This window comes from Enterobacter sp. CC120223-11, assembly GCF_900215375.1.
Taxonomy (GTDB): domain Bacteria; phylum Pseudomonadota; class Gammaproteobacteria; order Enterobacterales; family Enterobacteriaceae; genus Scandinavium.
This window is the reverse complement of record NZ_OBEF01000003.1, coordinates 13,650-39,947: the sequence shown is the minus strand read 5'-3', so window position 1 is coordinate 39,947 and position 26,298 is coordinate 13,650. Positions and strand designations below refer to the sequence as shown.

Annotated in this window: 18 protein-coding genes and 1 tRNA gene; 8 read left to right on the top strand and 11 right to left on the bottom strand. The window is 52.9% G+C overall.

What is annotated here, in order from left to right; genetic code table 11:
• Positions 1–104 precede the first annotated feature (104 nt).
• The 3 genes from fadJ to CRO87_RS04305 all read right to left on the bottom strand — a co-directional run bounded on the left by fadJ (position 105) and on the right by CRO87_RS04305 (position 4,007).
• Positions 105–2,252 (bottom strand): fatty acid oxidation complex subunit alpha FadJ, encoded by a 2,148-nt coding sequence (gene fadJ, locus CRO87_RS04315; RefSeq protein WP_097161704.1) that lies wholly within the window; start codon positions 2,250–2,252, stop codon positions 105–107.
• Entirely contained in the window at positions 2,252–3,562 is a 1,311-nt protein-coding gene (gene fadI, locus CRO87_RS04310; RefSeq protein WP_097161703.1) for an acetyl-CoA C-acyltransferase FadI, read from the bottom strand. The genes fadJ and fadI overlap by 1 nt, the downstream gene beginning before the upstream one ends.
• Positions 3,563–3,722: 160 nt before the next feature.
• Positions 3,723–4,007, bottom strand: coding sequence for a YfcZ/YiiS family protein (locus CRO87_RS04305; protein WP_097161702.1), 285 nt, complete (start codon positions 4,005–4,007; stop codon positions 3,723–3,725).
• Positions 4,008–4,379: 372 nt separating this feature from the next.
• Between CRO87_RS04305 and fadL the strand changes: the two genes are divergently transcribed.
• Positions 4,380–5,711 (top strand): long-chain fatty acid transporter FadL, encoded by a 1,332-nt coding sequence (gene fadL / locus CRO87_RS04300; RefSeq protein ID WP_176504255.1) that lies wholly within the window; start codon positions 4,380–4,382, stop codon positions 5,709–5,711.
• A gap of 62 nt (positions 5,712–5,773) precedes the next feature.
• Here the strand turns inward: fadL and mlaA are convergent, their stop codons facing one another.
• Positions 5,774–6,529 carry a phospholipid-binding lipoprotein MlaA gene (gene mlaA, locus CRO87_RS04295; RefSeq protein ID WP_097161700.1) on the bottom strand — a complete coding sequence of 252 codons (756 nt, stop codon included), beginning with the start codon at positions 6,527–6,529 and terminating at the stop codon, positions 5,774–5,776.
• 167 nt (positions 6,530–6,696) lie between these two features.
• Here mlaA and CRO87_RS04290 point away from each other — a divergent pair, with 167 nt between their 5' ends.
• Positions 6,697–7,623, top strand: a complete 927-nt coding sequence (locus CRO87_RS04290; protein ID WP_097161699.1) for a formate/nitrite transporter family protein — start codon at positions 6,697–6,699, stop codon at positions 7,621–7,623.
• Between the two features lie 80 nt (positions 7,624–7,703).
• Positions 7,704–7,778: transfer RNA gene (locus CRO87_RS04285), tRNA-Arg, on the top strand.
• Between the two features lie 260 nt (positions 7,779–8,038).
• Here the strand turns inward: CRO87_RS04285 and CRO87_RS04280 are convergent.
• The 6 genes from CRO87_RS04280 to CRO87_RS04255 all read right to left on the bottom strand — a co-directional run bounded on the left by CRO87_RS04280 (position 8,039) and on the right by CRO87_RS04255 (position 16,655).
• Positions 8,039–8,470, bottom strand: coding sequence for a hypothetical protein (locus CRO87_RS04280; RefSeq protein WP_097161698.1), 432 nt, complete (start codon positions 8,468–8,470; stop codon positions 8,039–8,041).
• A 39-nt stretch (positions 8,471–8,509) separates the two neighbouring features.
• Positions 8,510–9,604 carry an endonuclease NucS domain-containing protein gene (locus CRO87_RS04275; RefSeq protein WP_097161697.1) on the bottom strand — a complete coding sequence of 365 codons (1,095 nt, stop codon included), beginning with the start codon at positions 9,602–9,604 and terminating at the stop codon, positions 8,510–8,512.
• Between the two features lie 10 nt (positions 9,605–9,614).
• Positions 9,615–11,360 (bottom strand): restriction endonuclease subunit S, encoded by a 1,746-nt coding sequence (locus CRO87_RS04270; RefSeq protein ID WP_097161696.1) that lies wholly within the window; start codon positions 11,358–11,360, stop codon positions 9,615–9,617.
• On the bottom strand, positions 11,360–12,832 hold the full coding sequence (locus tag CRO87_RS04265; protein WP_097161695.1) for an N-6 DNA methylase: 1,473 nt from the start codon (positions 12,830–12,832) through the stop codon (positions 11,360–11,362). The genes CRO87_RS04270 and CRO87_RS04265 overlap by 1 nt, the downstream gene beginning before the upstream one ends.
• Before the next feature lie 72 nt (positions 12,833–12,904).
• Positions 12,905–15,346, bottom strand: a complete 2,442-nt coding sequence (gene hsdR, locus CRO87_RS04260) for an EcoAI/FtnUII family type I restriction enzme subunit R (RefSeq protein WP_097161694.1) — start codon at positions 15,344–15,346, stop codon at positions 12,905–12,907.
• Positions 15,347–15,446: 100 nt separating this feature from the next.
• Positions 15,447–16,655 carry a PD-(D/E)XK nuclease family protein gene (locus CRO87_RS04255; RefSeq protein ID WP_097161693.1) on the bottom strand — a complete coding sequence of 403 codons (1,209 nt, stop codon included), beginning with the start codon at positions 16,653–16,655 and terminating at the stop codon, positions 15,447–15,449.
• 360 nt (positions 16,656–17,015) lie between these two features.
• Here CRO87_RS04255 and CRO87_RS04250 point away from each other — a divergent pair, with 360 nt between their 5' ends.
• From CRO87_RS04250 to ypdK, 5 genes are all read left to right on the top strand, one after another.
• Positions 17,016–17,816: a hypothetical protein gene (locus tag CRO87_RS04250; RefSeq protein WP_097161692.1), complete on the top strand. Its 801-nt coding sequence runs from the start codon at positions 17,016–17,018 to the stop codon at positions 17,814–17,816.
• Positions 17,817–18,095: 279 nt separating this feature from the next.
• On the top strand, positions 18,096–20,339 hold the full coding sequence (gene nrfB / locus CRO87_RS04245) for a cyclic di-3',5'-guanylate-activated glycosyltransferase NrfB (protein ID WP_097161973.1): 2,244 nt from the start codon (positions 18,096–18,098) through the stop codon (positions 20,337–20,339).
• Entirely contained in the window at positions 20,336–23,296 is a 2,961-nt protein-coding gene (locus tag CRO87_RS04240) for a phage receptor (protein WP_097161691.1), read from the top strand. Before nrfB ends, CRO87_RS04240 begins: the two co-directional genes overlap by 4 nt.
• The gene (locus CRO87_RS04235) at positions 23,296–24,189 is read left to right on the top strand and encodes a DUF4434 family protein (RefSeq protein WP_097161690.1); all 894 of its coding nucleotides are present in this window, start codon (positions 23,296–23,298) and stop codon (positions 24,187–24,189) included. Before CRO87_RS04240 ends, CRO87_RS04235 begins: the two co-directional genes overlap by 1 nt.
• Positions 24,190–24,580: 391 nt before the next feature.
• Positions 24,581–24,652, top strand: coding sequence for a membrane protein YpdK (gene ypdK / locus CRO87_RS22270; RefSeq protein ID WP_101706262.1), 72 nt, complete (start codon positions 24,581–24,583; stop codon positions 24,650–24,652).
• Positions 24,653–24,802: 150 nt separating this feature from the next.
• On the opposite strand, the gene alaC is transcribed toward ypdK, so the two are convergent.
• Positions 24,803–26,041 carry an alanine transaminase gene (gene alaC / locus CRO87_RS04230; protein ID WP_097161689.1) on the bottom strand — a complete coding sequence of 413 codons (1,239 nt, stop codon included), beginning with the start codon at positions 26,039–26,041 and terminating at the stop codon, positions 24,803–24,805.
• Positions 26,042–26,298 lie beyond the last annotated feature (257 nt).

Sequence of the window (26,298 nt, the reverse complement as noted above, 5' to 3'; positions counted from 1 at the left end):
GAAACGCTGTTTTTTACCTCAATGGCGTAAGTATAGTCAATCTCTGTTTACAAAATAGCCATTCAACAGCGTTATCACTCGTCAGGATTTACCTTTATTTGACCTCAACGTAACGTCTCAGTTTCATTTGCGGGCCAAAAGGTCAGGCCCTGTTCTGCCATCCTTGTTAATGCATCGCACGGCGTAAACCGTGGCCCAAACTGGGTAGCCAGGCGTTGCAGAATCGCCACGACTTCACCCGCCCCGAGGCTGTCCATATAGCGGAACGGGCCGCCCAAAAACGGCGGGAATCCGATACCAAACACCGCGCCGATGTCACCATCGCGCGCGCTGCGCACTACCTGCTCGTCGAAGCAGCGCGCCGCTTCATTGAGCATCATCATCACGCAGCGCTCGGCAATTTGTTGCTCTGAGAGCGAACCTTTCTGCCCGCTGCCAATAAGCGTATAAATTGCAGGGTCAGGCTGTTTTTTGCTTTTACGCCCTTTTGCGCCGTAAAGATAGAAACCGCGACCATTTTTTCTGCCTTTGCGATCGTCGTTCAAAATTGCGCTGATGATATTTGCAGGCGCGCTGAAACGATCTCCGTAAGCGCTTTCCAGCACAGGAATAATTTTAGTCCCGGTATCAATCCCGACCTCATCCAAAAGTTGGATTGGCCCCACCGGGAAGCCAAATTTCGTCAGCGCCCCGTCGATTTTGTCGATGGATTCGCCCTCGGTCAGCAGCCGCATCGCCTCATTAATATATGGGGCCAGAATGCGGTTTACGTAGAAGCCCGCTTTATCGGCCACCACCACCGGCGTTTTGCCGAGCTGTTTTGCCAGTTTTACCGTGGTGGCTATCGTCGCCTCCGACGTCCCGGCGTGTGGGATCACCTCCACCAGCGGCATTTTCTCCACCGGGCTGAAGAAGTGCAGGCCAATCACCTGCTCCGGGCGCTGAGCCTGCGCGGCAATGTCGCCTATCGGCAGCGACGAAGTGTTCGAAGCAAAAATGGTGTGCGGCGCAAAGTTCGCTTCCACGTCAGCCACCATTTGCTGCTTGAGGGCTAAATCCTCGAAAACGGCCTCAATCACTACGTCGCGTTGCGCAAACCCCCGATACTCCGTTGTGCCGGAAATGAGCGCCAGCTGGCTGTCGCGCTCACTGGCTCTGATATGGCGGCGACGCACCTTCTTATCAAGCAGCTCCCAGCTGTACTTCAGCGCGTGATTGATTCCCTTAGCATTAATGTCTTTGATGCGTACCGGCAGCTTTGCCTTGCTCGCGGTGACAAAGGCAATTCCGCCCCCCATCAGCCCACCGCCAATCACCGCAGCGGAATGCAGCGGCTGAGGTTCAGCCGTCGCCCCGGGATCTTTTTTCACTTCCGTACTGGCGAAGAATATGGAACGTAACGCTCTGGACTGCGGCGTCATCGCCAGTTCGCCGAAGGCTCTGGCTTCCGCTTCATACCCGCTGCTGCTGCCGTGCGCCAGGCCCGTTTCCAGCACGCTTAAGATACGCCCGGTCGCCGGGTAGTTACCGTGAGTTTTCTCTTCTGTTTTCTTCGCCGCCATGTTGAACACCAGGCTGCGGGCAATCGGCCCCGCAAGAATGCGCTCGCGAACGGGCAGACGACGGCTGGCAGGACGCTCCTGTTTTGCCCGCTCAACGGCGGCTTTCAGCAGAATCGAGTGTGGCACAACGTCATCCACCAGCCCGGCTTTTAACGCCTGCCGCACGCGAAGCTGTTTCCCAGTGAGGATCATGTCCAGCGCGGTGCTGATCCCGACCAGGCGCGGCAGCCGCTGCGTGCCGCCGGAGCCCGGCAGCAACCCTAACTGCACTTCCGGAAGCCCCAGCACCGTTTTCGCATCGTCTGTGCAAATACGGGTGTGGCAGGCTAACGCCAGTTCCAGGCCGCCGCCCAGGCAGGCACCGTGAATGGCAGCGACAACCGGAACCGGCAGCGCATGAATTTCCGCCATGATCTGCTGGCCCTGAAGCGCCAGCGCTTCGGCTTCCTGCGCGGTTTGGCAGCCGGCAATCATGTTGATGTCCGCGCCTGCAATAAAGTTGTCGGGCTTGGCGGAAATAAACACCACGCCGCGCAGCGCTTTGTTCTCACGGATTTGTTTGAGGATGGCCCTCACCTGAACGCCAAACTCCGCCTTCAGGGTGTTCATCTTCTCGCCGGGCACGTCGATGGTAATGACCGCAACGTTATCGAGGCGCTCGGTCAGAGTAAATGCGGATGTCGTTTCCATTATTCGGCCTCCAGAACCATGGCTGCACCGAGGCCGCCCGCCGCACAGGCGGTAACCAGGCCAAAGCCACCGCCGCGACGGCGTAACTCGTTCAGCGTTTGGGTGATCATGCGCGCCCCTGTGGCGGCAAATGGATGCCCATAGGCAATCGAGCCACCAAGCACGTTAAATTTACTGTCGTCAATTTCGCCTGTGGCGTGGCTGCGGCCCAGCACGTCGCGAGCAAAGCGTTCGCTGGCCATCAGTTGGACGTTCGCCAGTGTCTGCGCGGCAAAAGCTTCGTGCATATCAATGAGGGTTAAATCGGCCATTGTCAGCCCGGCACGCTCAAGCGCCAGCGGCGTAGACCAGGCCGGACCGAGCAGCATGTCCTGCCAGACGTCAATGGCGGTAAACGCGTAGCTGCGCAGATACCCCAGTGGTTTGAGGCCGAGCTCCTTAGCACGTGACTCCGTCATCAGAATAACGGCGGCGGCACCATCGGTGAGCGGCGTGCTGTTGGCGGCGGTGACTGTGCCGTGCTTACGGTCAAATGCGGGGCGCAGTTTGGCGTAATCCGCGATGGTGGAATTGCCGCGAATGTTGTTATCTTTTTCCAGCGGCTCACGGAAAGGTGGTGCATAGGCCGTCATAACTTCGTCGGCCAGCTTGCCCTCTTCCCAGGCTTTAGCGGCATGCACGTGGGAGCGATGCGCCAGCGCATCCTGCTGCTCGCGGGTGATGCCCCAGGTTTTTGCCATTTGTTCGGCGGTGTCGCCCATGCGCAGGCCCGTAGAATATTCAGCCACGGCAGGAGGCACCGGGGCCAAATCCTTGAGACGCAGGCGGGAGAAGAGTTTGAGTTTTTGCCCGAGCGTCCGGGCTTTGTTAGCGTCGACCAGCGTTCGCGCCAGAGTTTTGCTGACGCCAATCGGTAACACGGAAGAGGAATCCGCCCCGCCGGCGATTCCGGCGCGAATGGTTCCGGCCATCAGGCTTTCGGCGACGTTGGCAACGGCCTGGAAGCTTGTGGCGCAGGCGCGGCTCACACTATATGCATCGGTATGCACGTTCATACCGGTTCCAAGGACGATTTCACGTGCAATGTTCGGCGCTTCAGGCATTTGCACGACCTGACCAAACACCAGTTGTTCGATAACCTCGGGGGGAATTTCGCTGCGAGCCAGCAGTTCACCCACAACCATTTTGCCGAGATCGACCGCCGGAATGCCGTGGAATGCCGTCGCCTGACGCGCAAAAGGCGTACGCAGCCCGCTGACAATGGCAATGCGATCGCCCTGACGGGTGATAAGCGGTAATGCCTGACTCATAACCTTCCCCTGATGATGTAAAAAAAGTGGTCTGACCTGATAACAGTCTTAACTAATTTTTTACATCCAGCCAATCGGGGAAGCCGAAAAGTGAGAGCCAAAACACATTGAGATAAAAAAGAAAACGGCCCTGCCAGGCAGGACCGTTTAAGAGAAGGGATTAACGCAGACCGAGCTGGAAAATCAGGGTTTCAGCTTCGCAGCAGAAAACGAAATCGATATCCAGCTGTACGCCGCCTTCGACTTCTTTAAAGGTCGGGGCGATTTTGCACGGATCGGATTCTACACCGCGCGCTCTTTCGCTCAGCGCCGCCAGAGTTTGTTCCGCTTCAGCACGGGTAGCGAACACGCGGCTGTATGATGCGGTGCAGTCGGTGTTGTCCATAATGGTGCCAACATCCATACAGCAGCAAACCGGGGTTTCATCAGCACTTTTTTTACTCATCGTAAATTTCCTCTGTATTCGCACTCAGGGTGCCAGATAAACAATGCGTCTATTTTACGCCCCTGCCCCTGGCGTCTCCAGTCGATATTTATTTCTGCGGCCGGAAGTGACCTAAATCACAACTAAAAATGATCTAAAACAAAATTCACCCGCTCAGGTGAACCCTTATGGCCCCAATTTTGCCAGGTGGATCATGTTTCTTCGATCACACTTGAAAAAACTTATAAACAAACTTGCAACATCCCAGCTGGTCAGACCTATACTCTCGGCACTGGTCTGATTTCTCTGACGTAACACAGACCCTACACTTCGCGCTTCTGTTACGGCATGTAACAAATTTTGCATAAAAATAACTCAATTGAGGTTATGGTCATGAGCCAAAAAACCCGTTTTACAAAATCTGCTCTCGCAGTTGCAGTGGCACTTGTCTCCTCCCAGGCCTGGTCCGCAGGCTTCCAGTTAAATGAATTCTCAGCTTCTGGCTTAGGCCGTGCATACTCCGGTGAAGGCGCTATCGCCGACGATCCGGGTAACGCCAGCCGCAACCCGGCGCTGATCATGATGTATGACCGCCCGCAGATGTCGATCGGTGGCGTGTTCATTGATCCGGACGTCAACATCTCCGGCAAATCGCCAACAGGCAAGAGCACCAGCGCCGATAACATCGCGCCAACTGCCTGGGTACCTAACTTACACTTTGTCATGCCTGTTAACGATCAATTTGGTTTTGGTGCATCTGTCACCTCTAACTATGGCCTGGCAACGGAATACAACAACGACTACGCGGCGGGAAGCGTGGGCGGTAAAACCGATCTGACCACCGCGAACCTGAACCTGAGCGCGGCATATCGCCTGAACAGCGCATGGAGCTTCGGCCTCGGCTTTGATGCTGTCTATGCTAAAGCGAAAATTGAGCGTTATGCAGGCGACCTGGGCCAGATTGTTGCTGGTTCTGGTGCGCTGAACTCTAACCCGCAGTTGGCTGGTGCTGTCGCGCAGATCCCTGCCGATACTCAGATTGCTCGCCTGAAGGGTGACGACTGGGGCTTCGGCTGGAACGCCGGTATCCTGTATGAACTGGACAAAAATAACCGCTACGGCTTCACATACCGTTCTGAAGTCAAAGTGGACTTCGACAAAGGTGAATATAAGAGCGACCTGCCGTCTGCCTATAACCAGATCCTCGGCAACTTCGGCCTGCCAGCGGGTACCGACGGTCGCACCGTCGATGGTTCTTTGACCCTGAACCTGCCGGAAATGTGGGAGCTGTCTGGTTATAACAAAGTCGCACCGCAGTGGGCTATCCACTACAGCGCGACCTACACCAGCTGGAGTCAGTTCCAGGAGCTGAAAGCGAACGGTTCGAACGGTCAGACGCTGTTCTATAAAGATGAGAGCTTCAAGGACGCATGGCGTCTGGCGCTGGGTACGACTTACTACTACGACGACAACTGGACCTTCCGTACCGGTATCGCGTTTGATGACAGCCCGGTTCCGGCCGATCACCGCTCTATCTCCATCCCGGATCAGGACCGTCTGTGGCTGAGCGCAGGGGCAACCTATGCGTTTAACCAGGATGCTTCCATCGACGTTGGCGCTTCTTATATGCACGGTCAGAACGTGACCATCGAAGAAGGCCCGTACAAATTCCGCTCTGATGGTAAAGCGTGGCTGTTCGGTTCCAACTTCAACTACCGCTTCTGATAAGTGCTTATCAGACATTAAAAAAGGCCGCTTAGCGGCCTTTTTGCTTTATGCGACAAGGATTACTGCGAATCAATGTCTTTCAAATCACCTTCGATAGCCTTCGCATTCGGGTTCTCTTCCGCGCTGAGTTTGCCGCCGTTGGCGATAAAATCGTGCTGCTGGAAGTAGGCCTCGCGCACCATGATATACGGATCGGAAGACTGACGCAGAAGGCCATCGGAATCGAGCAGCTGCGCACGCGTCTCAATACCTTCCACCGCCCATTTGCCGATAGACATCGGCCAGGTCAGCCATGACAGCACCGGATACAGGGTATCTGCCGTGTCGCCACCTTCATCACGCAGCGTGAAGCTGCCGTAGAACGGAAGCTGTAAATACGGGCCATAGCCCACACCATAATGCCCCAGCGTACTGCCGAAACGATGCGGCTGGACGCGCTGCAACTTCTGATTCGCCATACCGGCGACGTCAATAAAGCCGCCCATCCCCAAAAGGGTGTTCAGGAAGAAACGGGTAAAGTGCACCATCCCCTGATACGGATCGCCCTGCAGGAACATGTTTACCATGATCGCTGGCTCTTCAAGGTTACCGGTGAAGTTACCGATGCCGTTACGCGCAGGCTGCGGAACGTAGTCACGCCAGGCGACAGCCACTGGGCGCAGCACGTACGGGTCCAGGACGTTGAAGTTGAAGTCGTACATGGTACGGTTGAAGCCTTCGAACGGATCTGAACGACCTTGCGACTGGTCACCCGTGCTGGCACAGCCCACCAGCAGCGTTGCGCTTAACGCAAGCGCAGACAGGCGAAAATTCATAAATGTCTCCCTGTAAATAAATCACTGCTCATACTGATTTTATACATATTTTGAAACAGACGTATCGCTATTGATGGCATAAGCCGAAATTAAGAGTTTAGCGCGAGGTACCCGCCACTAAAACCCGCTACGCTTTACCGCAGGTAAACAGATGAAGGTAATTCCGGATGGACAAGCTTGAAGACGAAAAAATCGACCGCCATACGGAAGAACTGAAAGTGGAAAGCGACGAAAAAGACCGCGGTGAAAAGATTGAAGTGGATGAAGATCGTCTCCCCTCCCGGGCGATGGCTATTCACGAGCACATTCGTCAGGACGGTGAAAAAGAGATGGAGCGCGATGCGATGGCGCTGCTGTGGTCCGCCATCGCCGCCGGACTGTCGATGGGTGCATCGCTGCTGGGCAAAGGCATTTTTCACGTTCATCTTGAGGGCGTGCCCGGTGGGTTTTTACTGGAAAATCTGGGCTATACCTTCGGTTTTATCATCGTGATTATGGCGCGCCAACAGCTCTTCACCGAGAACACCGTCACCGCCGTGCTGCCGGTGATGCAAAACCCAACGCTGAGTAATTTTGGCCTGCTGATGCGCTTGTGGGGCGTGGTGCTGCTCGGAAATATCGTCGGGACAGGCATTGCCGCCTGGGCTTTCGAATACATGCCTATTTTTGACGAACCGACTCGCGATGCCTTCACCAAAATCGGCATGGACGTGATGAAAAATACGCCAGCGGAGATGTTCGCCAACGCCATTATCTCCGGCTGGCTGATTGCCACCATGGTCTGGATGTTCCCGGCCGCTGGCGCGGCGAAAATCGTGGTCATCATCCTGATGACCTGGCTGATTGCGCTTGGTGACACCACCCACATCGTGGTGGGCACCGTGGAAATTCTCTACCTGGTATTCAGCGGCACCCTGCACTGGCACGACTTCTTCTGGCCCTTCGCCCTGCCGACCCTTGCCGGAAACATCTGTGGAGGCACCTTTATTTTCGCCCTGCTGAGCCATGCCCAAATCCGTAACGATATGAGCAACAAACGAAAAGCCGAAGCAAAAGCCAAAGCGAAACAACAGGAAAGTGAAGATACAAAATAAGGGAGACGGCGACACTTTGAGCAGTCAGTCAGCTATGTGCTTAACCTGACTGCCAAAAAACGCTATACTCGTGCCGCTTCGTCCCCTTAGTTAAATGGATATAACGAGCCCCTCCTAAGGGCTAGTTGCAGGTTCGATTCCTGCAGGGGACACCATTGAGATATTTCACACCACTTCAGTTCGTTTCATAACACCAGCAATACCAACCCTTTCAGCAACCATCACTCTTACACAGTTTTCAATTGCCTCTTGAGTGGTGCCATTTATGGCTGTAGACCTTCAAAGCAAGTGGAATGGTCGGATGATGTACAGATTGGGAAATTTCTCGCTGGCATCCTTGCCGGAGAATGGGAACGACATCATGAAGCTTTCTGGCACGCTCATATCAAAGATGTATTTACAACAACCTTTGCTACTAAAATCCCATTTGCTCCCAACAATCTTCCCAGCCAGCAATACGTTTCACTGAAATGGCATGATGTGTTGACTCATCATTTTGTGCACGGTGTCCGCCATGCTTACCCAGATAATCCAGATGAGCCTGATGAATATCATTCATGATCCAGAAGAGCGGCGTGATATAGAAAGCATTAGGCTCCCGGCCCAGATCTATAAATACCCAAAACTCACTGCCATTTTTATCAACAGCACGTTCAATTCCGTAGCGGGTTGATGTTTGCCAGGTTCCTGCCGTTTTGGCTCTGGTCGTCACTTTGTACGTTTTACCGTTTGGGGCAATAAATGTGATAAACGGTTTATTGCCTTCTTTCTGAGCGACAACATTGCTTGCCCCGAGGCTCTTGAGTTTTTGCACTACCGCCAACTGTCCTATTGTTGCTGTGGTCATACTTTTCTCCGGTACGATTTACACATACTTTTGCTCAGATCACTCTGCGTTCCAACGGGAGAAGCTACGCTTTAGTTTATCAACCGTATGACGCCATTTTGGCGTGGTAGGCTTACACACTGTGTTCTGATTGCCAAAGAACCCGACCTCATTCACCGCCTGTTGTTCACTGCGGGTTTCAAGCCATTTCACAGGAACAAAATATTCTGATTTGTCGGGATCGTCGGCATTTTCGCGATACCAGTCGCCAAACTTGAGTACGTCCATCGCCAGCTTTTCACCGTTATCGGTGTCGATCGTAAAACTACTGGCAGGTTCAACGGCGCTCTGTACTATGCCGACACCGACATAACCTGTTGCCGGAATTTTCACCCAGACGCGGTTGCCTGGCTGTAATTGCTTTAAAGTCTGGCTATACCAACTTCCGCCACCTGCGCTGATAAAACCGTAGCGACGCGCCTCTTCCCAGACCCGACTTTGTGGATCACCAAACGAAACGTAAAACTCACCGTTCCAGGGTTCTTTGGCACTAGCGCCGGTGGCAGTAGCCTGTGCGGCATTGGTTTGTGTCTCACTCGGGTCGATAAGCCAGGTGCGACTTAAGAACTGCTCATCTCCATGCTGGAACACCCTGAAGAACAGCACGTTAATCGAGATTCCGTATTTACTCAGATAGTCGACGATGCGTTCAGTGGAGGGATCCAGCTCCGCCGCGACGATGATTATTTGGTGTGACTTGTTGATAACGTCGTCTTCGAGTTCAGCGTTGAAGCGCTGTCTGAATGCGTCACCAAGATTGCCACCAGAGAATTTTTCATAGATCTGCGAGAGGCGATCGGCGGTTAAGTCATCCACCCAAGAGGCATAATCCAGTGCCTGCGCGACTACCTCACGCGGCGTTCGATCACGTTTCAGTTCAATCAGGATCAGCGAGGCATCCGGCGCGATAGCCAACAAATCGATACGCCCGCTGTCGAGCGTATTGACCTCCTCACCAATAATCATCCACTGATCGGATAGTATGGACGGATCTTGAATAATCATCTTCTGCAGCAGTTTTTCACTGGCGAGCTTACTGATGGTCAGCGGCTGAGGATTCTCACCTACCTGCCAGATAGCATGATGAACCGGCATCGTCTGTTCCTTAGTTTAATGCTGCTTCTGTGAGCGCATCCGCCAAGTGGAGTTGGGTTCGCTGGGCGGATTGCAGACGGGATTTGAGTTGATCGCATAAAACATACATATCATTGATCTTAACTAAGATCCTGTTTTGCTCATTTTCTGGCGGTAATGCAATAACATGTTTTTTTATATCTTTTACATTTACATGCTTTGCACCAATGCCCTTATGAAGTGACAACAATTCCTCTAAAGTTTTTTTGGACGACAATAAATATCTTAATAATTCTGAATTCATTTTTGGGGATGGGCGCAACAACATAACTCGCTGACCAAGACAACACTTTAAATCATCCGGAATGACAACTGACTCACCAACACTTCCTTCTCGCGCAAAAACAATATCTCCAGCTATAGGCTCCAGTCTCAAAACACGTTCTTTATAAGTATCATATGAAACAAAACGGAATTTATCATTAATTAACCTGCCATTTTTAAATGTATTAGTGTCAATACATAACACCCCCTTTTCTACAAACTTAGCCGTTGAGTGAGGACAATCCACAATAATATTAAAAACATCATCCACTCGTGCCTGTATCCATCCATTTGGCAGCACAACATTTTTTTCTTCTTCACTCACTGGCGGCAACGGTTTTTGTTTTTTTATTTTTCCTTCTTTCACCAGTTGCGCTTTTTCCTGCTCAATACGTTTAAGCAGTTCAGAAGCGGGTTCGTCGCTTGGATCTTGCGGCACAAGTTTACCCATTACCGCCAGTTGCAGAATGGTTTGCTTCAGCGTGTCGATACTCGCTTCGGTGGTAAACAGCGCGTCGAAGTGTTGACTGATTCGCGCCCAGTTTTCGGCGAGTTCTTCGGCATTTTGGCTATCAGTTAGCGTTGCCAGAAGGGTTTCTACCAATTGCTGGTGGGCATCCAGACTGGACAGGGATTGCTGTTCCAGTTGGTCGCAGAGGGACATTAATTCCGACAACTTCATCATTATCCTCCTTTGTTCTTCTAAAGGAGGAAATGCAATAACTATATTTCTAAGAGCGCCAAGTGAAACAAATGGTTGTACTCCACCAGATGAGGCGATTTTAAGGTTTACTGAGAGTGCTTCAAGTACGTTTTTTAGAAAATATGGCTGAGAGAGTTCTTTTTTATAGTATTTAAATAATGCGACATTTTTAATGGAAAATTCATCATCAATATCAATGACTACAGGGTTTCCAATGCTGCCAATCATTGCAAAAAGAACATCACCACGTTCTACAAATGAACGCTCATTTATTTTTTTATAATCTTCTTCACTAATGTATTTTATATCACTTAAATCAAGTCTTCCTGAAGATAGATTTTTACTAGTTACCAGCGGGTAACCTGAAATTTGATATTTAGGAGTATCATGTGTTCCATCCCGTACATCAAATGCCTCTGCAAGACGTACCCACTCCCACCCCACCGGCAACTCAAATGGCTTCTCATCCTCGCTAATTTCCGGCAGCGGCTTCTGCTTTTTAATTTTCCCCTGCTTCACCAGCTCCGCTTTCTCGACAGCAATACGTTTCAATAACTCAGACGCCGGTTCATCATTCGGGTCTTGCGGCACAAGTTTGCCACGCACCGCCAGTTCCAGAATCAGCTCGCGCAGTTTCTTAATGCCATAGAGGTCGATTTTGCCGTTACTGCCACGCCCGGCCATGGAGCGGGTTTGCAGCGCGGAAGACCAGATATCTATATGGTCGGTGATAAGCTTCTCAACGGTCATCAGTTCGCCCCCTTGTTACATGCCAGCGCGGCCCCGAGAATATCGCGCAGCTGATTACGCAGCTCGCTGATTTCAGCCTGTTGTGTCTGGTACTGCGCCAGTAATTCGTCCGGATCGTGGCTGACGGTTTCGCCCTGATACGGGTTCTTGATATCAAGGTTAAAGTTGCGGGCAATGATGTCGCCGATGCTGACTTTCCACGCCTGGTTGTTCTCTTCACGGCTGGCAAAACCATCAGCTTCGTTGCCCCACCAGTCGATTTCGGTCTGGAACTCTTCAAACTTCATCGGTTTGGTTTTGCTGTAGTTCTTCACCCCATCCGGGTACGGGTGCTCATAGAACCACACATCTTTGGTTGGCTGCCCTTTGGTGAAGAACAAAATATTGGTTTTGATACCGGTGTACGGGTTAAACACGCCGTTTGGCAAACGCACGATGGTGTGCAGGTTGCATTCTTCGGTGAGCAGCTTTTTGATTTTGGTTTTTACGCCCTCACCAAACAGCGTACCGTCCGGCAACACCACCGCCGCGCGGCCTTTGTCGGCCAGCACTTCGATAATCAGCTGCAGGAACAGATCGGCGGTTTCACGAGTCTGCATCTCTGCCGGGAAGTTTTTCTCAATGCCGTCTTCTTCGGTGCCGCCAAACGGTGGGTTGGTGATGATCACGTCCAGCTGTTCATCCCAGGAGGACAGCGGCTTATTCAGCGTGTTGTCGTGACGGATTTGCACCGGCACTTCAATGCCGTGCAGCAGCATATTGGTGGTACACAGCAGGTGCGGCAGCTGCTTTTTCTCCACGCCATAGATCTGCTGTTGCAGCGTTTTATGGTCTTCTGTCGTTTTAACGTATTGCTCTTTCACATGATCGAACGCGCAGGCGAGAAAGCCGCCGGTGCCGCAGGCTGGATCCATAATCGACTCGCCCAGTTTCGGATCTATACGATTAACCATAAAGCGTGTTACCGCACGCGGGGTATAGAACTCACCAGCGTTACCAGCGCTTTGGAGGTCGCGCAGGATCTGCTCGTAGATATCGCCAAATAGATGACGTTCCTGACTACTACTGAAATCGATTTCGTTAAGTTTGTTGATTACCTGACGCAGCAACGTGCCGTTTTTCATATAGTTGTAGGCATCGCTGAAAGCCTGCTTGACCACGTAACCACGAGGGTTAGTGTCGATTGGTGCGGTCATGTTCTTCAGTTTTGGGAACAGGTCGTCGTTGACGAATTCCAGCAGCGCATCGCCGGTAATCCCTTCGCTGTTCGCCGCCCAGGTACGCCACAGATAGCGTTCTGGGATGGGAAGGCTGTAGTTATCCTGCTCCAGCTCCAGTTCTTCTTCCTGAGTATCAAAAATCTTCAAGAACAGCAGCCATGAAAGCTGCCCCAGACGCTGGGCATCGCCGTCCACACCTGCATCTTTACGCATGATGTCCTGAAGGGATTTAATGACTGAGCTAATTGACATGGTGTTATTCCGTTCTTAAAAAAGGATGCCACCGACAGCAGACGCAGCCGGTGGCAATAAATTTATGCTGTATCAGGCGAAGCGCGGCGGTAGCTGGTAGATTTTGTTTTCCAGTTCATTCACTGCCTGCTCATAAGCCTGTTTGTCACCAAAGCGGGTTTTGATGATTTCAATCGGACGCCCCAGCGAATCAAAGGGTTTCAGCTTCAACACCTGCACATCTTCGATTTCCCTCACGCCTTCATCAGCGTATTTATCCAGCAGCGTGTTGAGCACCTGCTGCGCGGGTTCGGCATATTTGATGAAGTAATTACGTTTACGCACGTTGGCGGCACGCTCATGGCGCGTCAACGGCGGCTGACCGTACACTACGTGGCAGAGCAGATCAAACGGATCGAGATCTTTTCCCACCTCTTCGGCCAGCACATCCCACAGGATCCCCAGTTGTTCCAGCTCTTCAATGATCACCTGCTTGCGTGGCGTTTCCTGCCATTTACGCACGAAGCTATCCAGAGACGCATATTCACTGTCTTTGAGCATTGTTTTACGGGTGTAATCCTGGAAGGATTCAGTCACCAGTTTACCGTCGGCATCGTAGTATTGAACGCGCTTCGCCAACACTTTAACGTCCACACCATTCACATAGAATTTGCGGACTTTGTTTTCGTCATCGTCATGGAATTCACCATTTCCATTTAGCGGGTCACGATTAACTTTGTATTCCGCGCCTTCTTCCCGCGCTTCATTGACGACGTTATCATCGCCATCCACGTTATCTTCCGCATCAAGCTGATCATTAAAATCAGACGCCGGGTCCGAAATGTCGTCAGGTTTTACCACCAGCACTTTTTCTGGCAAGCCATCAAAGCGTGGGTCGGCAAACAGCTCTGTCGCTTTTTTGAAGTCGAGAATGGTGAACCACAGCTTGCCGTGCTTTTCGTTGATACGCGTGCCGCGCCCGATGATTTGTTTGAATTTGGTCATCGACTGAATGTTCTGGTCCAGTACCACCAACTTGCAGGTTTGCGCATCGACACCGGTACTCATCAGCTCAGAGGTTGTCGCGATAACCGGGTAGGCTTTTTTGGGGTCAATAAAGTTATCCAGCTGCGCCTTGCCGATATCGTCATCGCCGGTGATTTTCATTACGTACTTTTCGTTCTTCAGCACCTGTTCCGGGTTGAGCACCACCAAGGCCTGGCGCATACGGGCTGCGTGGTCGATGTCGTTGCAGAAGACGATGGTTTTATCCATCGGGTTGGTACGTTTCAAGTAGTCGGTGATGGTCTGCGCCACCAGCATGGTGCGTTCATCAATCACCATCGTGCGGTCAAAATCTTTCAGGTTGTAGATTCGGTCTTCAATCTCTTCGCCGTATTTATCTAACTGACCCTTAACCGGTCGCCATCCCTGCACATCGACGTCGATATCGACGCGCACCACTTTGTACGGAGCCAGGAAGCCATCTTCAATGCCTTCTTTCAGGGAATAGGTATAAACCGGATCACCAAAGTAATCAGTGCTGGAGACTTCTTCGGTTTCTTTCGGCGTTGCCGTCAGGCCAATCTGAGTGGCACTGCCAAAATATTCCAGGATCTCACGCCAGGCAGAATCTTCAGAGGCGCTGCCACGGTGGCATTCGTCGATGACTATCAGATCAAAGAAATCCGGTGCAACCTGCTTATAGGCTTTTTGATGTTCTTCTGGCCCGGTGATCGCCTGGTACAGCGCCAGGTGTACTTCATAAGCGGGGTCAACTGTACGCCCGGTAACTTTGGTCATCGCTGAACCAAATGGCTTGAAGTCATTACGTTTGGTCTGATCGACCAGAATATTTCGGTCAGCGAGAAACAGAATGCGTTTTTTGTTTTTCGCTTTCCACAGCCGCCAGATTATCTGGAATGCGGTGTAGGTTTTGCCCGTACCGGTTGCCATCACCAGCAAAATGCGATTCTTACCCGCTGATACAGCATCTACCGTTCGGTTGATCGCCTGCATCTGATAATAACGAGGGGATTTTCCACTGGCATCATCGAAGTAATCCTGGCTGATAACGGGCAGCTGTTCCTGAGTAAACCCTTTCCAGACGCAGTATTTCTGCCAAAGCTGTTCGGGGGCTGGAAAATCACTGAGGGTTATTTCTGATTCAAGCTGCTGCGGGTTGGTTTTATCGTGGAAAACAAAACCGTCGCCATTGGTCGCAAACACAAAGGGAACATCAAGCAGGCTGGCGTAGTCCAGACCTTGCTGCATCCCTTTGCTGATGGCGTGCTGATTGGCTTTGGCTTCTATCACCGCCAGTGGCAAATTCGGTTTGTGGTAGAGCACAATGTCAGCAGACTTAACTTTGATACGCGAGGCCAGTTTGCCACGAACCACAATCTTACCATCGCGGAGTTTCACTTCCTGACGGACTTGCGACATCATGTCCCAGCCTGCATCTTTAACCGCTGGCAGGATGAATTTGGTAATGATGTCCGTTTCAGTCAAATGAGCTTTGTTTATGCCAGCCATAGCAGAGCACTCCACGATATTGGGTTAGCTCTGATTTTACACAGATTAGTGCGTTACGTAATGACCTGAAACGAGGTTTTGGGCAACGACTGGAAAACCATTATTCGTTAGAACCACATCTACGGCTAACCGACTCATGTAACCGAACAAACAAATCGACACAGCGCCTGGAGAACTCACCATTGTTCATTTCAAGCCATGCACGATTACTCGAAAGCCAATCTCTGTATTCAATGGGGTCAAGGTCATGCGGCAAATATCCATTAAAGCTACGCCACCATGGCCACCAGGCACTCGCTTTCGCCCCTGTTGGGAAATCTATTTTGAGTTGTTGCGCAGCCAGCAAGGCTGATTCGGTAGTATTCGAAGCATCATCCAGCTTGATGCCGTAACTCCAATCCTGATAACTCCCTTTGGCAGGTTCGATACAGTAGTGCCAGCCAATGGCCTCTGGTGGACGCAATCCAATCCCGTAATCTGGATATAATTTTCGACATACCTCCCAGCCTGCTGGTGGAATCAAATCTGCAGTCGCTTTTTTCGTCAGCGTTTGATAAATGCTATTTTGCAGGCTTAGTAGACTTAACGTAGTATCCAGCGTTGATTCGTCAGTAAAGATTTTGTCTAACAAAACATCCACAACCTTTCCCTCTCTGCAATTCAGCACATTCACCGAAATAAAACGCTGCAAATCGAATAGAAAGACTCGCAAGCGGTAAGGTATATCATCATTTTTGCACAGTCCTTCAAGCCAAACGACGAGGCTTTGATATGACAGGAGAACAAGCTCACCAGACTGAAGCGCGGCGTCACATTGGTGTACATCAATACTAAACGGGGTTGGCTTGCTCCCTTCAGGAGTCAGGTAAATCAGTAGCGTTTCGTTTAGTACGCTGCGGCGCTTCCTTAGCTCGTGGAGATAGTCCAAAACCTGATTGGGTTGATCGGCGGCACTGGGTTTGTTCTCTATACCAAGTGTCCATCGACCCCCTTGTACGACGATATCAATTCGACGTTTAGTGCCCAGGGCATCAGTCTGCTGTTCACACTCAACAAACCGACAAGACGTTGCATCCCATAAGGTTTTCCCAATCAAATCCAGAAAGGTGCTGAGAAAGAGAGCTTGTTGACCATGAACACCGCGCACGTCGAGCAAGTCAGCCAGGATGCGTGAAAGACCATTTTCGTCAGCAGTGATATACCGAAAGACATTAAACTCAACAGCATCTTTTTTGTTGCGATTTTGGTGCGTCTGTCGGGCTTCGTTGAGCCACTCAGTCATTTGGTCCAGCCAATGATTACTAGTCATATCACTCCATCACACGCAGCTTCATGCTCGGGGCGGCTATATTAACAGCTCAATGCCTCATACAGCATAGTGTCGGCTATATGATGTCTTGCCATTCCTGGATTACATTCCTGCTTTGCCCAAAATCATCATTCTGACGGCCCTTGATGGTATTTTTGCTGGTACCAGATATTTATGATAAAAATAAAACCAATAATATCATAAAATTAGACAGTTATTCGATTCCTGCAGGGGACACCATTCCTCCCCCGTCATGCCCAACAAATCCAATATTAAACCTATATTTAAATTTAAACCTGCGTCCTGGTCATTGTCCGATGTAAGATCCCGGGCTTTTACTTTTTAACTTCTGGATACCGCATGACTCTTCGACCGCCTTCCCTTTTAGTTCTCTGCCTGAGCCTGCTCCCGCCTCTCGCCTTTGCCCAGGCGGGCATTGTCAAAACCAACCAACAAAAATCCGACGACGACCCGACCAAAGTCACCACGAAAGTGGGTGTGGCATGGTCTGATAACTATGATATGAACGACAGCAATGTCGATTTTTCAGGCTCACTCGCTTTCGACGAAGCACGGAAAATGAACGTCAAAGTGAACAGCGATGCCAGCGAGTGGCGTGTGGGTGGTTCCTGGCTGTTTCCGGTCGGTATTCTGAACTTCAACTTTGGTAAGAACGAATACCCTAACGGTGCCTCCCAGACGAACTACTCTGTCGGCACCTTTATTCCGTTAAGCTATTTCGGCTTCGAGCCTGCTGGTTTCCAGATCTTCCCGATGGCCGGGTACACCTACAACACCGGCGATCAAATTGTTTGTGATAAAAACCAGCATCGGGCCTGCACCGAGTCCGGTTTTTCAGGCGATCCCTCTGAAGAGAATGGCTTTACCGCAATGGATACTTCGGGCAGCAGCGGCTACCTCGGCGCATTCGTGCTCAAGCCCTTGACCCCGAGTCTGCGCCTGCTGAGTTTTGCCGGTGTGACCTATGGTTCAAAAAACGATGATGGCGAAAACTATAAAGGCTACTTCGGCGGACTGGGCCTGGGCTATTCTTTCGACAAACACAACTCCATAAGTGGTTTTACCTATATTCAGGACAACAATACCTATATTGATGACGCGGAAAAACGCTTTAAGCTCTCGTACAAGTATCAATTCTAAGCCACGACAGCCCATGTCAATATGGGCTGATTAGACCTTATTATTACCCTGAAATTATTATCAGCCTTATTTTATTTTCTTCTCCTTGCTTTAATTACCCCCATAGCACACCCCCATTAAATTAACGAAAGCCTGCTAAGCCCCTAAGAAAAATAACGCGGAAATATGATTTCTCGCAGGTTACATTTCCACAACAACACATTCACACAATCAATCGATCATGAAATAAACATACCAATATGGTATTATCCGCGCGATTTAATTTTAGGGATAACAATGATGGATTGGTTCGTGGATGTCTTTTCTACGTATCTGTATGGACTCAAGGTGGTCGCGATCGCTTTAGCCATTATGATGCTTATCAGTGGCCTGGACGATCTGTTCATCGACATCATCTACTGGTTCCGCCGAACGGTTCGCGCCCTGACGGTGTACCGCCGCCATCAGCACATGGATTATCAGCAGCTTTACAAGCCTGACGAAAAGCCTCTCGCCATTATGGTGCCCGCCTGGAATGAAACCGGGGTCATTGGCAACATGGCTGAACTTGCCGCCATGACACTGGATTATGAAAACTACCACATTTTTGTCGGCACCTATCCGAACGATCCGGATACGCAGCGCGACGTGGATGAAGTTTGCGCGCGCTTTCCAAACGTTCATAAAGTAGTCTGCGCCCGCCCCGGCCCCACCAGCAAAGCCGACTGCCTGAATAATATTCTTGATGCGATTACTCAATTTGAGCGCAGCGCCAATTTCACCTTCGCAGGCTTTATTCTCCACGATGCTGAAGATGTTATTTCGCCGATGGAGCTGCGTCTGTTTAATTATCTGGTCGACAGAAAAGACCTTATTCAAATTCCGGTTTATCCGTTCGAGCGCGAATGGCACCACTTCACCAGCATGTCCTATATCGATGAATTCGCCGAGCTGCACGGAAAAGACGTGCCCGTTCGGGAAGCTATCGCAGGCCAGGTCCCCAGCGCGGGCGTGGGTACTTGCTTTAGCCGTCGGGCAGTGATGGCACTGCTGGCGGACGGTGATGGCATCGCTTTCGACGTCCAGAGTCTGACCGAAGACTACGACATCGGCTTTCGCCTGAAGGCCAAAGGGATGACGGAGATATTTGTCCGCTTCCCGGTGGTGAAAGAGGCCGAACAGGCCAGCAAACCACGGCGGTTTTTACAGCGTAAGCGTTCTTCATCGGTGATTTGCGTACGCGAATATTTCCCGGACACTTTTACCACCGCCATGCGTCAGAAGTCGCGCTGGATAATCGGCATCGTATTCCAGGGATTCAAAACCCACCGCTGGACCCAGAGCCCAAAGCTCAACTATTTCCTCTGGCGCGACCGCAAAGGCGCCATCAGTAACTTCCTGAGCTTCTTTGCGATGATCATCATGATCCAGCTGGTTTTGCTGCTGATTTATCAGCGCATCTGGCCGGACGCCTGGCAATTTCTCTCCATCTTCACCGGCGGCCCGTGGCTGGTGACGCTGCTGTGGTGCAACTTTGCGCTGATGGCGAACCGTATTCTCCAGCGCGTGATTTTCGTGACGGTCTATTACGGCCTCGCCCAGGGTCTGCTTTCGATTTTGCGTCTTTTCTGGGGCAACCTGATTAACTTCATGGCTAACTGGCGCGCGCTGCGTCAGGTCATTCAGCATGGCGATCCGCGCCGCGTGGCCTGGGATAAAACCACCCATGACTTTCCGAGCGTCACCGGCATTAACCGCGCACTGCGTCCGCTGGGGCAGATCCTGATTGAGCAGAACATTTTAACCGAAGCACAGCTGGAGCAGGCGCTGACCGAACGCGTCATTGGCTTACGTCTCGGCGGTTCTCTGTTGATGCAGGGGCTGATCACTGCCGAACAACTCGCCGCCGCACTGGCTGAACAGAGCGGCGTGAAGATGGAATCCATTGATGCCTGGGAGATTGACAGTGCATTAATCGACGCCATGCCCGCCGCCATTGCCCTGCGCTATGCCGTATTACCGATCCGCAAACAAGGTAAGGTGCTGACAGTCGCCAGTGAGGACGGCATTGATCCCGTTTCGCTGGCAGCACTGGAGCGCAAAATGGGCTGTACGGTGCGCTACGTCATTGTGCCTCGTGGCCAGGTCGTGACCGGGCTTCGCTACTGGTACGCCCGCCATCGTCGCATGGACGATCGCGCGCTGCTAAATGCGGCGCAGAAAAAAGGCTGGCTTGACGCTGAACAGGTAAGCGCGCTGTGGCAGCAGTTTGTGCCGCGCCAGCTGCTGTTTGCCGAAGTGCTCACGTCACTTGGTCACATCAATAACTCCGCCATGAGTGCCCTGCTGCTGCGCCACGAAAGAAGCGAAAAGCCGCTGGGAGAGTTTTTAGTGTCAGAAGGCGTAGTCACGCAGGAAACGCTCGACCAGGTTCTGAAGCTTCAGCAGAAATTACAGCTTTCCATGCCCGCCCTGCTGAAAAGCACAGGCATTACCGACGCCCAACTGGCAGAACTGGAGCAAGAGCAGGAGCAAGCCGCATGAAAAGGGAGTTCACCCTCACGGCCATTAGCCTGCTGATTGGCACCATGCTGAGCAGCAGCGCGCTGGCACAGCCTCAGGCCATCGGGACCAGCGCCGCCGATCTCGATCTCAGCAACTACCGCCACTTTGTGATTTATCCGCATCTGGAAAAGGCCCTGCGCGCACAGAAGCAAAATGATGAACAAACGGCGCTGAAAGAATTTCGCCATATCCACGATCGGGCGCCGGACAGTGTGCCGCTAACGCTCTATCTGGCCGAAGCTTTGCGCCATTTTGGCCATGACGATCAGGCAAGGCAGTTGCTGAAAGAGCAACTTGCTAAGCATCCCCGCGACACGCGGCTACTAGGCCAGCTGGCCGCTATTCCGCGTAAAACCACGCCGGTGACAAACGTCGAACAGCTGCTGGCCCAGCAAAAAGCCTGCGATGCGGCCCCCACCGTGGAGTGTCGCAGTGAAACGGGCCAGAACGCCCTGCGTCTGAAACAGCTCTCCATTGCCAGGGCGCAGCTTGCTGATCCGGTATTGTCACACACGGGTGAAGGCCTGGCCCTGGAAAACGGCGTGCTGCAACGGGCCATTTACGACAAAAACTGGGCAATGGCCGATGATCTCTTTGAGCGTAAAAGCGATCGCAAGACGTTGAACGCCACAGAGAAAAAACAGTGGTTTGAGGTACTGCTGGCCGGGCAGATGGATGCACGTCTGGAAACGCTTCAGGCCAGAGGTCTGTTTCTCCGCCCGGACTATCAGCTGGCATGGGCAGGCTCACTGGCAACGCGTAACGACAACGCCGCGCTTGGGCGCTACCTGGCCGGGCATCAGCCAAAATTTGAGTCTGCCGAGCAGGAACAGGGCTGGCTGTATCTGATCTCCCGTACACGTGCGCCGGAACAGGCCTTGAAACAGTATCAGCCGCAGTTTGCCGCGAACCAGCGGTACATGGCCGGAACCGCATTCCCGGCCGCCCTGAAAGCAAAAGATTACGCCACAGCACGCCATATTCTTAACCAGGTTCCGGCGGATGAAATGCTGGCGGAACGCTACGCCCTGAGCACCGCCACCCACAACGATGCCGAAAGACTGAAGCTGTCGCGGCAGATGTATCAGCGCTCGCCTCATAGCCTCGCACTGCTCGATCAGCTCAGTTGGCAGTTGATACAAAACGGGAAAAGCCGCGAAGCCACCACTCTGCTGCTTTCGCGCTACCCGTTTGCCGGTGCCGCTCAGGAAACAGAAAAGCTGATGCAGCGCCTGGCCGGGCTGCTGAACCGCTACCCGGACGCAGCCACCCCGGCGCAGATGGCGAAACTGCGTGCGCCGCTGGCGACCGCAAACCTGCGCCTGCTGCAAAGCCAGCTTGCAGGTGCCGATTGCCAGGCCACACGTCAACTGCTTGGCGACATGTCTGCCCACTACAACGCTGAAGCCTGGAGTCGTCTGGCAAACTGCTATCGTCCCGATCTTCCGGGCCTGGCGCTTTATGCGGACCAGCAGGCTGCGCAACGTCAGCCCGATATTTATCAGCACCGGGCCGTGGCTTATCAGGCCTATGCGGTGGAGGATTACGCTACCGCGATGCGCGCATGGAAATCCGTGCCCGTCGCTCAGATGAGCGATGAAGACGTGATGGCGGCGGCCAACACCGCACAGGCGGCAGGGGACAGCGTCGCACGCGATAGCTGGATCGATGAAGCGCAAAAGCGTGGGCTGGACAACAGCGAAAGCTGGCTGTGGCTGCACGCCAAGCGTTATCTGCCCGCGCAGCCAGAGTTAGCGCTTGCTGACCTGAATCGCGCCATTGAAGCCGGGCCGACGGTACGCGCCCTGACCTCTCGTGCCTCGCTTTACCGGGAGCAAAAGCGCACGCCAGAAGCCATTGCCGATTTGCGTCAGGCGTTGCTCATCGAGCCGGATAACGCCGCCACGCAGGCCGCACTGGGTTACGCGCTGTGGAGCAATCGTCAGTATGCCCTCTCCCGTGATGCATTAGAAAAAGCGCTGAAGGCCACGCCTGACGATCCACAGCTGATTCGCCAACTGATGTATGCCAACGAGCGTCTCGGCAATATTCCTCAGACGCAGCTGTATGCGCGTCAGGTGGTGGATGAGCTGGATGCGGAAGCGGAAGTAGCGCCGCTGACACCGAAGCAAAATCAGGAGCGTTTTGACGTCCGGCGTCTGCATGAAGATATCGGCCGTCGCTGGACCTTCAACTTCGATTCATCGATTGGCCTGCGCAGCGGCGCACGAAGCGCCTCCAGTTCGCAAGTGGGCGGCGCGGCGCCGGGGCAAAGCTATCGCAGCTACGGCCAGCTTGAGGCTGAATACCGTATTGGCCGCAATATGCTGGTTAACGGCGATATGCTCTCGGTGTACAGCAGACTGTTCGCCGACACCGGCGACAGTGGCGTGATGCTGCCGGTAAAAAACCCGATGCTCGGCACGGGCCTTCGCTGGAAGCCGCTGCATGATTACACCCTGTTCTTCGCCGTTGAAGAGCAGTTCGCGCTCGACCATCATCACGGCGAAACCGATACCATGCTGCGCGCCAGCGCATCGTTCCTCAACAATGGCAGGTTCAGCGACGAATGGCACCCGAACGGCCGCGGCTGGTTCGCGCAGAATCTCTATCTCGATGCCGCGCAGTACGTGCGTCAGGACAATCAGGCCTGGACGGCGGATTACCGCGCCAGCTGGCATCAGAAGGTTGCCCGTAATCAGACGATAGAGCCTTACGCGCACGTGCAGGCTAACGGCTATCGCGATAAAGAAACCCAGGCCAACCAGCTCGGCGGCATCGGCGTGCGTTGGAATATCTGGACCGGTGAATCGCAGTACAACGCCTGGCCGCACAAGGTGAGCCTCGGCCTTGAGTATCAGCGCACCTTTAAAGCTATCAATCAGGAAGGCGGTGACCGCAATAACGCCTTCTTCACCGTGGGAGTGCACTGGTAATGCTGAAACTACGCCACCTTTTGCTGCTGGCGCTGCTGGCAAGCCCCTGGGCGAACGCCATGAAAGCCGTGTTCTGGCAGCCGCAGCTACGCGACAGCGGCGTTTCTGCTGAACAGTGGTCGACGCTGATGCAGAAGCTGCATCGCCAGGGATTCGATACGCTGGTGCTGCAATGGACGCAGTACGGCACCGCTTTTGCCGATGAAAACGGCAGCCAGCAGCTCAGGCAGCGGGCCGCCGCCGCGCAATCAGCAGGACTGAAGGTGATCGTTGGCCTCAATGCCGACCCGGAGTTTTTCTCCCGCCAGAAGCAGTCAGCTGCCGCGCTGAAGCACTATCTTGGTCGCCTGCGCGTGGCCGATTTGCAGCAGGCAAAACGCTGGTCGGACTCGCCTGACTTTCGGCCTGACGGCTGGTACCTGAGTGCGGAAATCGACGATCTGAACTGGCGCAGCCCGGAGAGGCGTGTCGAACTGCTTGCCTGGCTCAGCGACACGCGCCAACTGTTGGCAAAACACGACAACAAACCGGTGTATATCAGCAGCTTCTTTGCGGGCAACATGACGCCTGAAGGCTATGCCGCGATGATCGCTGAGATTGAAAAACTGCGGATCGGCGTGTGGGTGCAGGATGGTCTGGGCGTCAAAACGCTGAACCCGACCCAGCGTCAGCTGTATCTGGACGCGGCAGCAGGCTGTCACGCCACGTCGCCCGCTCGCGGCACCGTGTATGAGGTTTTTGACGTGACGCCAGGCAAAACGTTTAGCGCGCAGCCCATGGCAGCCAAACAAATGGCGGCCCAGCTGGCCCAAACTTCCCGCTGTGGCAAAGACGTGGTCTGGTTCTCTCTGCGTTATCTGCCTGCGGCTCAGGGCATTCTGCAATACCGTTAGTCGCTTTTCTCTGCTGAGCCAGCATCCTTTTTGCTGGCTCACTTTCTTCGCTTCGCGTAAAAACCCTATAATTTCAATGCGGTACTACCGCTCAGTTTGCCGCATTTTTTAACGTCGCCAGAAAGGGATTTATTGCAGGCCGAAACTAATGTGTCGCCGTTCCACGACACTCGTAAGTAACTAAAAATTAATAAAAAAATCATGCTTGTCACCCCTCATTTTTAAGCGTACATTAGCGCCGTCTGGAGCACATGAAGCTCAGCATTCTGAGGTGATGCCGAAGGGTAAAACAGGACAAATCCCAGTTTTATCTGAGGCGGTGTCAGCTCTCTATACTCAGTCAGGATAGTTTTCATTAGGGCGTATCAAAACATACGCGGAGTGATGTGACGTGAAATACTTTATTATGGGCATCTCTTTTATGGTCATCGTCTGGGCCGGCACCTTCGCCCTGATGATTTAGCCCTGAGCATGCAGTTAAAAAACAGGAGCCTTTTGGCTCCTGTTTGCATTTCTGGGTGTAGCTGCCGGGTGGCGCTGACGCTGACCCGGCCTACGAAAAGAAATGGATTTTGTAGGCCCGCGCAAACGAAGTGCCGCCGGGCAATTGATATTACTCAGCGTCTTCCGTCGCCGCTTTGCTCGCCGCTGGCAGCAAGCCGTCTGCGCGGAACATCGCTTTGATACCGCGAATGGCCTGGCGGATGCGGTCACGGTTTTCAATCAGCGCAAAGCGTACGTGTGTGTCACCGTAATCGCCGAAACCAATCCCCGGCGAGACGCAGACTTTCGCGTCATGCAGCATTTTCTTCGCAAACTCCAGCGAGCCCATGGCGGCGTACTGCTCAGGTATCTTCGCCCAGACGTACATCGACGCCTTCGGCATCTCCACCATCCATCCCGCTTCGTGCAGGCCTTTTACCAGCACGTCGCGGCGGCGTTTATACTGCGCGGCGATATCGCGCACGCACTGCTGATCGCCTTCCAGTGCAGCGATGGCCGCCACCTGCAGCGGTGTGAAGGTGCCGTAATCATGATAGCTTTTGATACGCGCCAGCGCACTGACCAGCTCCGGGTTGCCAACCATAAAGCCGATACGCCAGCCTGCCATATTGTAGCTTTTGGAGAGGGTGAAAAACTCCACCGCCACGTCCTTCGCCCCGGGCACCTGCATAATGGACGGCGCTTTCCAGCCGTCGTAAACGATATCGGCATAGGCCAGATCGTGAACCACCAGCACGTCGTAGCGCTTCGCAAGCTCCACCACTTTCTCGAAGAAATCCAACTCGACGCACTGCGCGGTCGGGTTCGACGGGAAGCCGAGGATCATCATCTTCGGTTTCGGGTAGCTTTCACGGATAGCGCGTTCGAGTTCATTAAAGAAATCAACGCCCTCCACCAGCGGCACCGAGCGTACCTGTGCCCCGGCAATGACCGCGCCGTAGATGTGAATGGGGTAGCTTGGATTCGGCACCAAAACGGTGTCGCCATGATCGAGCGTCGCCAGCATTAAATGCGCGAGCCCCTCTTTTGAGCCGATGGTGACGATGGCTTCGCTTTCCGGATCGATCTCCACGTCGTAGCGTTCCTGATACCAGCGCGATATTGCGCGGCGCAGGCGTGGAATACCGCGAGAGGTGGAATAGCCGTGGGTGTCCGGGCGCTGGGCCACGGTAACCAGTTTTTCAACAATGTGCGGCGGTGTGGCACCGTCAGGGTTACCCATACTGAAGTCGATGATGTCTTCGCCGCGCCGACGCGCAGCCATCTTCAGTTCAGCGGTGATGTTGAATACGTAAGGGGGAAGCCTGTCGATGCGGGTAAAACGGCGTTCAGGTTTGAACTCAGCCATAAATTCCTCGGATAACGTGAGCGCCCGGACCGTCCGAGCGACGCTGCCACCTGTGTGGCATTCACGAAAATAACCTGAATTTTTTCCTGCTGTCGAGAGGGCGGTGTAAAAATAGTTGTGCGAGCTGAAATGAGGAAGTTTTAATCACAAAGCAGATACCCTGCCAGCCCGTTTTAACGGCTTATGAAAATAATGAGCCACAGTTCATTATCAACTTATTTACCTGAAAAAACGCCAAATCCCCTTAATAACCTGCT